The sequence below is a fragment of the Wolbachia endosymbiont of Cantharis cryptica genome (genome assembly GCF_964277405.1).
Taxonomy (GTDB): Bacteria; Pseudomonadota; Alphaproteobacteria; order Rickettsiales; family Anaplasmataceae; genus Wolbachia.
On sequence record NZ_OZ195521.1, the window covers coordinates 890,589 to 905,334 of the forward strand.

Annotated in this window: 14 protein-coding genes; 8 read left to right on the forward strand and 6 right to left on the reverse strand. The window is 35.5% G+C overall.

Annotation, left to right across the window (positions count from 1 at the left end):
• The first annotated feature begins 16 nt into the window (after positions 1-16).
• From ACICP6_RS04370 to ACICP6_RS04390, 5 genes are all read left to right on the forward strand, one after another.
• On the forward strand, positions 17-1,792 hold the full coding sequence (locus ACICP6_RS04370; RefSeq protein WP_395462754.1) for an Rne/Rng family ribonuclease: 1,776 nt from the start codon (positions 17-19) through the stop codon (positions 1,790-1,792).
• A gap of 87 nt (positions 1,793-1,879) precedes the next feature.
• Complete coding sequence (dnaK, locus tag ACICP6_RS04375; RefSeq protein WP_395462755.1) at positions 1,880-3,802, forward strand: molecular chaperone DnaK; 1,923 nt, start codon at positions 1,880-1,882, stop codon at positions 3,800-3,802.
• 84 nt (positions 3,803-3,886) lie between these two features.
• A complete protein-coding gene (locus tag ACICP6_RS04380; protein WP_395462756.1) occupies positions 3,887-4,165 on the forward strand; it encodes a BolA family protein in 279 nt (92 codons plus the stop codon).
• 7 nt (positions 4,166-4,172) lie between these two features.
• Entirely contained in the window at positions 4,173-5,414 is a 1,242-nt protein-coding gene (gene metC / locus ACICP6_RS04385) for a cystathionine beta-lyase (RefSeq protein WP_395462757.1), read from the forward strand.
• Positions 5,389-6,780, forward strand: a complete 1,392-nt coding sequence (locus ACICP6_RS04390) for a Mur ligase family protein (protein ID WP_395462758.1) — start codon at positions 5,389-5,391, stop codon at positions 6,778-6,780. The genes metC and ACICP6_RS04390 overlap by 26 nt, the downstream gene beginning before the upstream one ends.
• 131 nt (positions 6,781-6,911) lie before the next feature.
• Here ACICP6_RS04390 and ACICP6_RS04395 read toward each other — a convergent pair whose 3' ends face one another.
• The 4 genes from ACICP6_RS04395 to rlmB form a co-directional block, all read right to left on the reverse strand.
• Positions 6,912-7,628, reverse strand: coding sequence for a double zinc ribbon domain-containing protein (locus ACICP6_RS04395; protein WP_395462759.1), 717 nt, complete (start codon positions 7,626-7,628; stop codon positions 6,912-6,914).
• 48 nt (positions 7,629-7,676) lie between these two features.
• Positions 7,677-8,213: a cytochrome c oxidase assembly protein gene (locus ACICP6_RS04400; protein ID WP_395462760.1), complete on the reverse strand. Its 537-nt coding sequence runs from the start codon at positions 8,211-8,213 to the stop codon at positions 7,677-7,679.
• Positions 8,214-8,927 (reverse strand): Bax inhibitor-1/YccA family protein, encoded by a 714-nt coding sequence (locus ACICP6_RS04405; protein ID WP_395462761.1) that lies wholly within the window; start codon positions 8,925-8,927, stop codon positions 8,214-8,216.
• 76 nt (positions 8,928-9,003) lie between these two features.
• On the reverse strand, positions 9,004-9,771 hold the full coding sequence (gene rlmB, locus ACICP6_RS04410; RefSeq protein ID WP_395462762.1) for a 23S rRNA (guanosine(2251)-2'-O)-methyltransferase RlmB: 768 nt from the start codon (positions 9,769-9,771) through the stop codon (positions 9,004-9,006).
• A gap of 92 nt (positions 9,772-9,863) precedes the next feature.
• Here rlmB and ACICP6_RS04415 point away from each other — a divergent pair, with 92 nt between their 5' ends.
• Positions 9,864-10,301 carry a hypothetical protein gene (locus ACICP6_RS04415; RefSeq protein ID WP_395463670.1) on the forward strand — a complete coding sequence of 146 codons (438 nt, stop codon included), beginning with the start codon at positions 9,864-9,866 and terminating at the stop codon, positions 10,299-10,301.
• Here ACICP6_RS04415 and ACICP6_RS04420 read toward each other — a convergent pair.
• Together ACICP6_RS04420 and ACICP6_RS04425 are read right to left on the reverse strand one after the other, a co-directional pair.
• Complete coding sequence (locus ACICP6_RS04420; RefSeq protein WP_395463625.1) at positions 10,296-11,174, reverse strand: IS3 family transposase; 879 nt, start codon at positions 11,172-11,174, stop codon at positions 10,296-10,298. The genes ACICP6_RS04415 and ACICP6_RS04420 overlap by 6 nt on opposite strands.
• A gap of 14 nt (positions 11,175-11,188) precedes the next feature.
• On the reverse strand, positions 11,189-11,452 hold the full coding sequence (locus tag ACICP6_RS04425) for a transposase (RefSeq protein WP_395462617.1): 264 nt from the start codon (positions 11,450-11,452) through the stop codon (positions 11,189-11,191).
• Positions 11,453-11,629: 177 nt separating this feature from the next.
• Between ACICP6_RS04425 and aspS the strand changes: the two genes are divergently transcribed.
• A complete protein-coding gene (gene aspS, locus ACICP6_RS04430; protein ID WP_395462763.1) occupies positions 11,630-13,432 on the forward strand; it encodes an aspartate--tRNA ligase in 1,803 nt (600 codons plus the stop codon).
• Between the two features lie 49 nt (positions 13,433-13,481).
• The gene (locus tag ACICP6_RS04435; protein WP_395462764.1) at positions 13,482-14,744 is read left to right on the forward strand and encodes an MFS transporter; all 1,263 of its coding nucleotides are present in this window, start codon (positions 13,482-13,484) and stop codon (positions 14,742-14,744) included.
• Positions 14,745-14,746 lie beyond the last annotated feature (2 nt).

The window sequence follows — 14,746 nt, forward strand, 5'->3', positions numbered from 1 at the left end:
GGCAAACGGTAAATAAGTGACAGATAGTGGTAAAAGGTTATTATTAATAGAAGATTCTATCTGCTCTCATGAGGTAAGAGTTGTTTTATTAGTTGGTGGTAAGGTTGTAGAATTTGAACAACAACTCAAAGGAAAAGAACAATTTAAAAGAGGTGATGTGTGCATTGCTTATATAAGGCGTATAGAGCTTTCCTTGGAAGCCGTATTTATTGAATATGGAAAAAATAAGCAAGGTTTTTTGCCCTTTTCTGAGATATTTCCAGATTACTTCAATATTCCAGAAAAGGAAAAGGAAATTTTCTTTGAGAGCTGCTCGAATAGCGATTGTGCAGAGGAAGGTAACGATACATCAGCAAGTATCTCTTCAGATTTCACAGCTAGTAAGAATGTTAATGAGTCCGGCAATGGTTTTGCAAGAAAGGTATCTTTATATAAAAAATATAAATTACAAGATGTTATTTCGGTAAATCAAAAAATATTGGTTCAGCTAACTAAAGAGGAACGAGGCAATAAAGGAGCTTCGTTTACAACGTACATAACTTTAGTGGGCAGGTACTGCGTTTTCATGCCAAATTCAATGAGCAAAGGTGGAGTGTCTCGCAGGATTGAGGATGCTAATGTCAGAAGGCAGTTAAAGGATATACTAAATTCAATAGACTTGCCAAAAAGGTCGGGTTTAATAATAAGAACGGTTGGTTCGGGGAAAAGTAGAAAAGAAATTGAGCAGGATTACAATTACTTATCTTCGTTATGGCAGGATATTCAAGAAAATGCCTCCTCTGTAAATGTTCCATCATTAATTTATAATGAAGCAGATCTGATTATGAGATCTGTTCGTGATTTTTGTAGCAATAATGTAGAAGTTATAGTATCTGGAAAAGAAGCTTTTGAAGCAGTGAGGCAATATGCTAGGAATGCATTAAAAGGTAGTAAGTTGCGTTATAGGTTGTATAGAGGTTTTATTCCGATCTTTACTTACTACGGAGTCGAGGATCAGATTTCTGAGTTGTATAGCAATAGGGTAAAATTGCCGTCTGGTGGGTCTTTGATAATAACTTTAACTGAGGCGTTTGTTTCGATAGATGTAAACTCAGGAAAAATGACAGGGGAAGATAGTATAGAAGAAACAGCTTACAGAACCAATATGGAAGCAGTACCTGAAATATCAAGGCAGGTGAATTTAAGAGGCTTGTCAGGATTAATAGTGGTCGATTTTATTGATATGTTGAGGTATCAGTATTGTAGAGCTGTTGAGTCTGCTATTAGGCAGGCGTTTAAGGACGATAAGGCTAGAGTTCAATTTAGCTACATAAATGACTTTGGTTTAATGGTATTTTCAAGGCAAAGGATTAAACCAAGCATACAGGAAATTAACACTAAAGAGTGTTTGTACTGTAAAGGAATTGGGAAGGTGAAATCAAATGAGGTAATTGTTGCATCAATATTAAGAGACTTGCAACACATTGCTAATAGAAATCGAAACAGATCGTTTGATTTGTTAGCACATGGTGCGGTTATAGCACATATTTTTAATAACAAACGCAGTACAGTTTCTACAATTGAAAAAGAGTTTAATATTAAATTGAATGTTAGTGCTGATAACAATTTGGATGTAGATACGTTCATTTTAAAACGAGGGGATGACGTTAATTTAAACGATTGTAAACCATTACAAAACTCCGGTTATAGAATTGAGAGTAGCAGCAATGGAAAAGCTGATAATTCAAATAAATTGCAAGGCAGCTTTTGGTTAACTAAGTGGCTTTCATCCCTTTTGGGCTCCGATAACTAACTAGAAATCCTAAAAGGGACTTGTAATTGATGAGTCCTGTACTTATATATCCTTATATCAGGTAATATTTATAAGGGAGTATTCATTATGGAAAGAGCAATAGGTATAGATCTTGGAACGACATATTCTTGTGTTGCGGTATTGCAGGGCAAAGATGTAAAAGTAATAGAAAACAACCATGGAACAAGAACCACCTCATCTAAAGTCGCATATACTTCAGACGAACAAATATTAGTTGGCGCTCCAGCAAATAGGCAGGCAATCACAAATGCAAGTAATACTTTTTTTGCTACTAAGAGATTGATAGGACGTAAATATAGTGATCCTGAAATGCAAAATCTGCAGGTACCATATGAAATCTTTGCAGCAAAAAATGGCGATGCATGGGTTAAAACAACTGATGGTAAAGAATACTCTCCTAGTCAAATTGGTGCATTTATATTGCAAGATCTGAAAAAAGCAGCAGAAGCTTATCTTGGAGAGGAAGTAAAAAATGCGGTGATAACAGTGCCTGCATACTTCAACGACTCTCAGCGTCAAGCAACAAAAGATGCTGGAAAAATTGCTGGATTAAATGTACTTAGAATAGTGAATGAACCGACCGCTGCAGCGCTTGCTTATGGTCTTGATAAGAAGCATGGACACACGATAGTAGTATATGACTTGGGCGGTGGTACATTTGATGTTTCAGTACTTGAAATAGGTGATGGAGTCTTTGAAGTAAAGGCTACGAATGGTGATACCCATCTTGGAGGTGAAGACTTTGATAATTCAATAGTGAATTATTTACTAGATGAATTCAAGAAAAGTAATGGCATTGATTTGAGAAATGATCCAATGGCTATGCAGAGGATCAAAGAATCTGCTGAAAAAGCGAAAATTGAATTATCAAGTACAATGGAAACAGAAATCAATCTACCGTTTATTACAGCGGATGCAAGTGGTCCTAAACACTTAAATATGAGGTTAACTAGGGCAAAACTTGAAAGCTTAGTAAATGACTTAATCGAAAGGACTATGACTCCTTGTAAAAAAGCTCTTGAGGATGCTGGTTTATCTGCTAATCAAATTGGTGAAGTGGTTCTTGTTGGTGGCATGACTCGTATGCCAAAAGTAATAGAAAAAGTTAAAGAATTCTTTGGCAAAGATCCACATAGAGGAGTAAATCCTGATGAAGTTGTAGCAATTGGAGCTGCAATACAGGCAGGGATCATTCAAGGTGATGTAAGAGATGTGTTATTACTTGATGTGACTCCACTTTCTCTTGGTATTGAAACTTTAGGAGGGGTGTTCACTCCACTTATTGAGCGTAATACTACCATTCCTACTAAAAAATCTCAGGTGTTTTCAACTGCAGAAGATAACCAAACGGCTGTTACAATTAAGGTGCATCAAGGCGAAAGGAAATTGGCAGTTGATAATAAGCTACTTGGCCAATTTAGCTTGGAAGGAATACCACCTGCTCCTCGTGGGGTTCCTCAGATTGAAGTGACATTCGATATAGATGCAAATGGAATAGTGCATGTTTCCGCAAAAGATAAAGCTACTGGAAAAGAGCAAAAAATACGTATTCAGTCTTCAGGTGGTTTATCTGATGATGAAATAAAGCGCATGGTGAGAGAAGCTGAAGAAAAAACACAAGAGGATGAAAAGCGCAAGAAATTTATTGAAGTGAAGAACCAGGCAGACAGCTTAGTTCATTCTACAGAAAAGTCTCTGAAAGAGTATGGTGATAAAGTTTCACCAGAAGATAAATCTGCTATTGAAAATGCAGTTAATGAGTTAAAAGAAGCTAGTAAATCTGATAACACTGATGACACTGATTCAATACAGCAGAAAGTTACTAATCTTTCTCAATTATCTATGAAGCTTGGAGAAGCAATGTACCAGGCATCCCAACAAAATAGTGCTGAAAATGACTTTTCATCAGAAGGAAATCCAAATGATAAAGAAGAAAAAGTAGTAGATTCTGATTATCAAGACATAGGTAATGAAGAAGAAAATAAGTAGTTGGTTTCTTGTCATTCCAGCGTGTGACGCTGGAATCTACAAGTTTTTTTTCTAGATACAAATGTCAAGCACTGGGGTGACAGGATGGGTATTATTAAAACGATAGAAGAAAAAATACGCGATTCAATAAGTGTGGTTGATATTAACATTGTTGATGAGTCTGTAAAGCATGCAGATCACTATTTTTCTTCAACGCTACCTTCACATATCAAACTAATATTAATATCTGACAGTTTTATTGGAATGAATACCCTCAAAAGGCATAAATTGGTTTATGAACTATTGAAGAGTGAGATAGAACTAATACATGCAATTTCCCTTCACTTGTATACGCAAAGCGAATACGATTTAAAAGATAAATAATAGAAACGTGAAAGAAGAATCTTTGTTGGTTAAAGCAGGAAGAAAATTTAATGACTATAAAGGTTCTATGAACCCACCAGTTTATCATTCTTCTACCATATTATTTCCTACTTACAAGGATTACTTAAATGCAGCAAGTGGAGAGAGCATATATGATGTGATCAAAGATGATGTTGCAAGGGATTATAGTTATAGTAGTGTTGGTACTCCCACCGTTCATTATCTTTCAAATGCGCTTGCTGAAGTTGAGGGTAAGGGGCAAGCATTGATCTATCCTTCTGGACTGTTTGCACTTACTTTTGCTATTTTGACCTTCAGTAAAGTAGGTTCGCATGTTTTAATTCAAGATAATAGTTATTACCGGCTTAAGAGATTTGCCGAAAATGAGCTACCAAAAAGAGGAATAGAAGTAACTTTTTATGATCCAACACAGGATATAACTAGTTTAATTCAGAGTAATACTTCATTGATAATGATCGAGACTCCTGGTTCTGTAACGTTTGAAATTTCAAATATAGAACATATAGTGAAAATTGCTAAAGAATACGGAATCGTAACTGTTTGCGATAATTCATGGGCCACTTCTTTGTTATTTAAGCCGCTTGATTATGGAATTGATGTTGCACTGTACGCGGTGACAAAATATCTAGCAGGTCACTCAGATTTATTGATGGGAGCCATTATTGCTGAAGGTGAAATTTTTAAATTGCTTTATGAGAGCTACAAGAATTACGGAGTTACTGTTCAATCGCACGACTGCTACCTTGCACATAGGGGACTAAGAACACTGCACACACGTATGAAAAGGCACCAAAATACAGCAATGGAAGTGGCAAAGTGGCTAGAAAAACATTCAAAAATCAAAAAAGTCTTATATCCAGCACTTCCTTCCCATTCTCAACACGAATTATGGAAAAGTTACTTCAAAGGAGCAAGCGGCGCATTCAGTATAGTACTAGATAGAGAATATTCATGTGAAGAACTAAGCTGTATGGTTGATCATATGAAAATTTTTAGTATTGGTGCTTCTTGGGGAGGGTGTGATAGTTTAATATTACCAATAGATCGTAAATCTATGTCAAGATTCGTAATGAGTTCAGACTATGGTGGAAGTTTCGTGCGAATATTTTGTGGACTAGAAGATCCTGAAGATTTAATCTCTGATTTAAATACTGCACTAGCAAGACTGCCATGTTCGGACATTAAAACTGACGAAGTAGAACGTGAAACTGAGAGAATTACTGCGTAACATTGTTGATGTTAACTTTGATGTTGAGATCAAAGGAGTTACGTGTAATCCCAAGAGAGTCAAGGAAGGTTATCTTTTCGTTTGTGTGTCAGAGGAAGGTGAGAAATGCATGAACGACATAAAAGCTTCAGCAATAATAGCAAATTTTGCAGGGCGTGACGCTGGAATCTATATCTTTCACCCGAACCCTCAAGAAATATACAGCGAAATAGTCAGCAGGTTTTATCAATTCAAGCAGCCAAAATATGTTGCTGCTGTAACAGGCACGAATGGCAAAACTTCAGTGGTAGAGTTTTGCCGCCAGATCTGGCAAAACGCTGGCTATAATGCAGCATCTATTGGAACACTTGGGATATGTATCAATAGTGAAAGGGAAGATAATAACAATAGACTTACCACTCCAGGTGCAGATGACCTTTATTCCACGTTGCGTGATATCAATAATAAAAACGTGGAGCACTTAGCATTGGAGGCTTCAAGCCATGGGATTGACCAATACAGAATCCATGGATTAAGGCTAACTGCTGCAGCTTTTACTAATTTCTCGCAAGATCATTTGGATTATCATAAGAACATCAATGAATATTTTGAAACTAAGAAAAGGTTGTTTTACGAGGTACTACCAGAAGGAAAAACAGCAATTTTAAATGCGGATATAAATGAGTACTACGCATTGTTCAAGATAGCTGAAAAACGTGGCAACAAAGTTATAACCTATGGCAAAAAAGGCTCTGACATTACTTTATTAAAGCAGATACCCACTCCCAATGGTCAACACCTTACAATTAAAATTGGTGGTGAAATTTATAACATATTTTTTCCAGTTCTGGGGCAATTTCAAGCGTATAATTTGTTGTGTGCAATTGGTATATCTGGGGTGGATTATCAGGAGATGTGTATAGATAAACTCGTTTCTCCACCAGGAAGAATGGAAAAAGTGAAACCTTTTGCATTTGTGGATTACGCGCACACTCCAAACGCACTTAAACAGGCTCTGTTGTCTTTAAAATGGCACTTCAACAAGAAAATAGTTTTAGTTTTTGGATGTGGTGGGAATCGTGATCAGACAAAACGTGCAGAAATGGGTAGAATAGCACAAATGTATGCAGAAAAAGTTATAGTCACAGATGACAATCCGCGTGATGAAGATCCAGCAAAAATTCGTCGTGATATTTTACTACATTCCCCTGGTGCACTGGAGATAGAAGATAGAAAAGAAGCTATAGAGAAAGGTATAGATATTGCCTATAACGAGGGTATAATTTTGCTGGTTGCAGGAAAGGGAAATGAGAAATTCCAAATTATAGGAAACCAAACTTTTGAGTTCAGTGATATTGAGGTTGTTGAAAATGCCTTAACGTATTGATTTTCACAATAGACCTCTTGCAGAACCTGTTTGTGATGAGAAATTTTTAGGAAAAGTGCACCACAGAATACTCGAATGTATTTGAGGAGCGCAGACAAGCTTTGACGACAAAATTGCCTTCAGAAATCAAGTTATGCAAGAGCATTCACTGTTCTTGCAAGTGAGAGTACTCTCACTTCCCTTGCACCAGAATTTAAAATTTCTTGAGAGCAGGATCTTACGGTTGCTCCAGTTGTTACCACATCATCAACTAATATCACAATTTTATTTTTGATAATTTCTCTATTGCTTATTTTAAAAGCCTTCTTTAAATTTTTTTCACGTTGTTTAAGTGAAAGACCAGCTTGAGGCGTGGTATGACGAAGACGTTTTATTGCAAATGACGTATAAAGCAGATTAGATAACTTACTTAATTCCTTCGCGAGCAATGCTGCTTGATTATATTTACGTTTAAATAGGCGCATTTTATGTAATGGTATGGGAATTATGACCTCTGCATTCTGGAACATATCATGGTTGGCTTGGTACATCCACTTTGCATAAGTTTTAACATAATTTAAATTATCAAAAAATTTAAAATTTATAATCATGTTTCTACTGTGTTGATCATAAGCAAAAACTGATCTTAATACTTCAAATGGTGGAGGATTAGTAATGCACTTACCGCACGTATAAATATTGTCTGAGATTACTGCACCGCAAACATTGCAGTAATGTTTGGTTAAAAAGTTGATTTTTTTGTTGCATTCACTACACAGATCATAATTTTTATCAATTATACATTCACAACTTACGCACACGTTTGGAAATATAAGATTTGTAGCTTTTTTTAGTAGCAACAGGCTCACGATCAAACTTTGTTGATATATTAAGCATATTGTATAGTAATTTAATTATTATTTAAGCTTAAAAAACGTATATGATAGTGTTATTTCACTTAAATCTTTTGTACTATCATCAAGCATTATCTCAGAGTCTATGTAAAAGGATACGGGCATAGCTGCTTTTTGCTTCGGCAGCAACATTTGTTCTTCAAAGCAAAAACATGCAATTTTATTAAAATACTTACCTGCTTGAAAGGGTGTAACATTATATACTGCCATTCCAAACGAAGGTTGATCAGATAAATTCTTTGCGTAATAAAAAGCTAAGCTTTGTTCTCCTACGTTTGTATCAATATAATTAGTTTCTGAGTTAAATTCCCAAGGTAAGTCTGGCATTACGTCAGCATTGAAGTGGACTCTAATTTTTTGGTTAGTTATGTTTGTTGCTGCTTTGGTTACTTTTCTCGGTGTGCCACCATACCCAGTAGCTTTACAAAAAATGCTATATAGAGGCACCGATGCATATGCAAGGCATAGCATCAATATCACTAAAGATACTAAAAAGAAAGTTATAGAATGCTTATTGCCCTTCCTTAAAAAGGGGAACATCTAATCTCTATTGCTAAGTAACCGGAGTAAATGTTTAAACATAATAATAAAATTAAAATAAAGATCAGTTGCACCGAGTATTGCCAATTTAGTAGTAGCAACTTCTGAACCGTCATTATACCTATAATAAACGTCTTTAATTCTTTGAGCATCACATGCAGTCATTAGAGTAAATACTATTACTGATATGAATGATATTGCGAAATAGAGTGGACTACTTCTAAGGAATAAATTTACTATAAATGCAATAATTAACCCACAGGCTCCCATAATCAAGAAAGAACCCATGCTGGTCAGATCTTTTTTTGTAGTATTGCCATACAAAGCCATAGAGCTGAACATAATTGATGTAATGAAGAACGCTCTTGTTATATTTTCTGCAGTGTAACGTACAAAAATATAAGATAAGAAAAGCCCCATTAACACTGAAAACATAAAAAACATAGCAATGGCGGACTGAGCACTTAGGTGCTGAATTCTATACTGCATGTATAACACCAATACAAAAGGAGATAGCATTACCACGATTAATAAGACGGGATTAGAATGAATTACTTGATAAAGACCGGAAAATACCGTTAGGAACGCGACAAGCCCTGTAACGCCCAAAGCTAAAGCCATGTAATTATATACTTTAATTAAGTAACTTCTGAGCCCAGCGCTATAATAAACGCCCTGAGAGCGGATATCCTGTTCATTTCTCATGTAAGACATAAATATAACTCCTTTTATCCCCTAATAATGCATTATAATACAAAACTACATTTTTATCAAGCATAAAATCATTTTCTTAATGTGTAGTTATTTTTGTTTTAATGTAGACAGAATATAGCCCTATTGCTGCTGCGTTCGAAACATTTAAGCTGTCGATTGCGTTTGACATTGGAATTTTTAAAAGGTAATCACAGTTTTCTTTAACTAGTCTTCGTATCCCTTTCTCTTCAGAACCAAAAATGATCACTATTTTTTTCCCAAAGTTCTTTATTTCATTTATATTCTCTTTAGCATTGCAATCAAACCCATAACACCAGTAGCCGACCTTCTTCAAATGCTCCATAGTTTTTACTATATTTGTAATGTATATTAGCGGGACAATATCTAATGCTCCACTTGCTGCTTTAGCAATAGATGCATTTTCGCTCGGTGAGTGGTTATGTGGTAAAACCAATGCATCGACATTAAAACAAGCTGAAGTTCTTAAGATTGATCCAATATTGTACGTATCAGTGACTTGATCTAAAATGACTATAGTAGAGCTGTCGTTTGAGCTTTCAGCTATTTCTTCGATGCTTAAGTTATGAAGAATAGGAGCAACATTTAAAGCAATTCCTTGATGGTTAGCACTTTTAGATAAAACGTCATTAAGTATTTTATTTTCTACTAGCTGAACTTTAATACCCTTACTGTCTATGTATTGCCTAATTTCTTTTTCATATTCTCTATAGGAGTTTTCTGTTACTAACAGTTCTATACATTTCCTATTTTTGTTCTTTAGTGCTGACATGCAGGTGTGCTTTCCATACAGCCAAAAATTCTCATTAGTTTTTGACGATATCATCGTATTATTGAAGACCGAATTTCTATAAAATAAGCAACATTTTACTATGTTTGGATATTATTGTAAAATTGTACGATTCAATTAATGCGTTTATGTCGGACGATGAATTAAATTGGCGAAAGAACGTTAAGCCAATAAAATGTGAGAAGGTTACTTTAAAAGTTGATCATAAAGTAAATATAAAATCTATGGTTAATAAAGATGTTTTTGGCTCACGAGAAAATTTCCTTGATACTAATAATAGACCTCTTACAGAACCTGTTTGTGATGAGAAATTTTTAGGAAAAGTGCAGATGAGCACCACAGAATACTCGAATGTATTTGAGGAGCACAGACAAGCTTTGACGACAAAATTGCCTTCAGAAATCAAGTTATGCAAGAGGTCTAATGTTAGCTTATCATTTTGCCTTGACTATAACACAAAATCAAAAGTTGATAGGGGCAAATATTTTATAAGCGATAAGCTCGATTTGCATGGTTTGACCTTACCCAGAAAAAGTAGAGAGGAAGTTAAGCCATTTTTATTATGAAAATGATGAATCAAATTTCTCAGGAATGCAATAATTAATAGTAGAATGTCTACGCTGTTTGTTATAAAAAATTTCTATGTACTCAAATATAGCAGTTCTAGTTTGCTGAGCAGAGTGTTGCGAAGTATCAATAAGAAGCTCCCGTTTGAGTGAGCTGAAAAAGCTTTCAACAACAGAGTTGTCATAACAACAGCCTGTGTGACTCATGCTGGAAATGATGTTTTTTGTGTTCAGCAAAAACTGATAATTTTTAGAGGTATATTGTGAACCTTGATCACTATGAAATAGCAGATCTTTGGCTGGTTTGCGCTTATCAACAGCCATCAATAAAGCATCTATAACTAATCGCTTAGTTATTGTACTACTCATTGACCAGCCAACTACCATACGTGAATATAGATCAATTATTGCTGCCAAATATAGCCATCCATCCTTAGTTTTTATGTATGTAATATCAGTTACCCATACTTTATTTGGCTGACTAGTAGTAAAGTTTTGGTCCAATATATTGGGAGTTATAACCCTATTGTCAGTCTGCTGTTTTTTGCTTTTGAATCTTCGCCTCAGTCTAGCTTGAATACCATTTTTTTGCATGATATCCTGCACTGTTTTGATGTTGCAATTTTTACCTAAAGCCTTTAGTTCAGCATGAATCTTAGGTGCCCCATATCTACAATTAGATGCTTGGTATATTTTTTGAATGTCTGCTAGAAGCTGCTCCCTTGTTAATTCTTTGCTGCTTTTCTTCTTACTAGTCCATTTGTAGTAGCCGCTAGCAGATACTTTCAAAATCCTGCATAACTCCTGTACTTTATAGTAGTTTCCATGCTTTTTGATAAATAAATATTTTACTCTTTGTGACTTGCAAAATATCCCAGGGCTTTTTTTTAAATGTCTCTTTCTCTAGTAACTCTTGTTAGTTCTTTCTTTAATTCAAACTTTTCTTTATCACATGGTGCCAACTTTCCCTTACCAGGAAATGCTTCTTCTATTGATCCTTTTTCGTTATATTTTTTTATCCAGTCACTTAGTGTACTGTTATCTATTCCTAAATCTTTAGCTATTTTGCTTGCTGACTGCCCCGTTTCCTTTACCAACTTTATTGCCTCTAATTTAAATTCCACTGTGTAATTTTTTCTGTTCTTTACCATAATAAGCCCTCATAATCATGTTTTATTTTACTTCAAAAATGGCTTAACTTCCTCTCTACTTTTTCTGGGTAAGGTCACTGCTCTATTTCGAAAATTATATAAATACCCAAGCAAATGGGCTTGTGTGTAACTAGGTTTATTTCTATACTTCTTAAAGAATTTAGAAGTAAAACAAATATGAACTGCTATAAAACCCACACGTGCGACGAATTAAGGAAGAACGACGTGGAAAAGGAAGTTACCCTCTCTGGGTGGCTGTATCGTAAGCGCGACCACGGTAACCTAATTTTTGTTGATTTAAGAGACTTCTATGGAATTACTCAGCTAGTGTTCAATAATGACAAAGATTTTTTTGATGAGATCTCAAATCTAAAATCAGAAAGTGTGATCACTGTTACAGGAATAGTTGAAGCTAGAACTGAAGATACGATAAACAGCTCTATCACAACTGGAGAAATTGAGGTTGTAGTTAGCAATTTGCATGTTGAATCAGAAGTCGAGTTCCACCGTGATGAGGAAATAGCGAAAGAAGAAAGAAGTATATTAGCGAGCATTGCCGGCGAGCAAGAATACCCGGAAAACATGAGATTTAAATATCGTTTTCTTGACTTAAGGCGTGAAAAAGCCCGCAACAATATTATTCTGCGTTCACAGATTATTGCAGAACTCCGCAAGCTCATGATAGAGCAAGGATTTTTAGAAATTCAAACTCCTATACTTACTGCTTCGTCCCCTGAAGGTGCGCGTGATTATTTAGTGCCAAGCAGGCTAAATCCTGGTAAATTCTATGCATTGCCACAAGCTCCACAGATTTTTAAGCAGTTACTTATGGTCTCAGGGGTTGATAAATATTTCCAAATTGCACCATGTTTTCGTGACGAAGACGCAAGAGCTGACCGTTCTCCGGGAGAGTTTTATCAGCTAGATCTTGAAATGTCTTTTGTGACTCAAGAAGACATCTTTCAGATTATTGAGTCTACCTTGTATAAAGTGTTTGCTAAATTTTCTCGTAAGTCTGTCGATAAAGATTTTCCACATATTACATACAAAGAGGCAATGCTCAAATATGGTTCTGATAAGCCAGATCTGTGTAATCCATTATTAATCAGCGATGTTACAGAAATTTTCCGTGGTTCAGAGTTCAATATTTTTAAAGGTAATATTGAGCGCGGTATGGTAGTTAGAGCAATTCCTGCACCTAAAACAGCAGAGGAACCACGCAGCTTCTTTGATAAAAAAATAGAACATGCGCAAAAAGAATTTGGTGCCAAAGGGCTTGGATATATAACGTTTGATAAAGATGGAACTGCGAAAGGACCGATTGCTAAATTCCTCGATGACAATAGGCTAAATCACATAAGAGAAGTAACGAATGTAAAGCCTGGAGATAGTGTGTTCTTTGCTTCTGATAAAGAGAATGAAGCGGCAAACATTGCAGGAAAAGTGCGCACTCTTTTAGGGTCAGAATTAGGTCTTATAGATGACAATATCTTTAAGTTTTGTTGGGTCATTGATTTTCCATATTTTGTATATGACGATAAAAGTAAAAAAATCGATTTCTTTCATAACCCATTCTCTATGCCACACAGCGGTTTAAAAGATTTAGAGGAAAAAGATCCACTAGATATCCTTGCTTACCAATATGATCTCGTCTGCAATGGAATAGAACTATCAAGCGGGGCGATTCGTAATAACAAACTAGATATCATGTATAAAGCTTTCGCCATTGCAGGTTATAGTCAGGAAGAAGTTGATACAAAATTCGGCGCGCTTGTTCGTGCATTTAGATTTGGAGTACCACCTCACGGTGGAATAGCACCAGGGGTTGATAGAATGGTTATGCTGCTTGCTGATGAGCCAAACATTCGTGAAGTAATCTGTTTTCCTATGAATCAGCAAGGTGAAGATGTTCTAATGGGTGCTCCTTCCAAGGTGGAGGATAAGCATTTACGTGAGTTGTCTTTGCAGGTCATTAAGTAAAAATTTTTATAGCGAAGCAAATAGTACATTACATTATGATAAATCGAAAATGACTAACATCCAAAAAGCAATACTATCAGGCATAATCTGCAACATGATTGTATGGTATGAATTAACTCTATTTGGAGTTTTAACACATATAATAAGCAATATTTTTTTTCCTTCAGAAAATGATTATTTAAGTACAATCAAATTTCTTGGTACTTTTGCAGTTGGCTTTGGATTTAGACCACTTGGTGCATTTATTTTTGGCTACATTGGAGATAAGTACGGAAGAAGGAAAGTTTTGCTCACTTCAGTGATATTAATTTCAATATCATCCACTATAATTGGAATTATACCTGGCTATAAAGAAATTGGAATATTTTCTCCTATACTACTTCTATTGTGTAGAATAATGCAAGGAATGGCAGCAGGTGGAGAAACGAGTATCAACTCAGCCTTTTTAATAGAGCATTCAAAAGATAAAAAAAATCTAGGATTTCTGGGAAGCATGAAAGCCTTTAGTGGCGCTCTTGGCTCAATCGTATGCTTTGTAATGATAGCTATCTGCAAAAAATTTACAGGTGAAAATTATGAAATTTGGGGCTGGAGGTTGCCCTTCTATTTCTGCTCTATTATGGGCGTACTAGGTTTTTTAACAAGATATATAATGGAAGAGAGCTTAGCATATAAAACACATGATAAAAATAAAAGTTTATCTCATTCTCCATTCTTAGAATTGATCAAGCACTATAAAAGGGCGTTTGTGATAGCAATTGGACTTGGGATCGCCCAGAATGCAATCGTCTATTCAGCAATAATGTTTTATAACGTATCTGTAAAAGAGCTTACTCTGTCAGGCATCGATATTAAAAATATAGTAAGGATTATAGTTGAAATTACATTTGGAGCATCCGCAGTGCTGTTTGCAATACTGTCTGATAAAGTTGGAAGAAAAAATGTAATGATTCCTACACTAGTAGCTCTAGCTTGTGTAAGTTTGCCGGCACTTTCGCTATTATCATATGATAACCACTATATTGTAACGCTCACTTTTCTATTGATAAGCGTACCGATAGGTGCATCTTTTGGAATATATAATTCTATTGTTTGTGAGTTGTTTTCAACGAAAGTTAGATGCACTGGCTTTAGCCTAGCACATAACATATCTGCAGGAATCTTTGGTGGTCTTTCTCCATCTGTGTGCATGTGGCTTATAGAAAAAACCGAAACAAAACTTGCAGCAGGCGTTTATCTTACTATCTGCGCATTAATTAGCCTAATATCTGTACTTCAAATTAAAGCCAAAGACAAAAAAGTTGATTGGTGAAG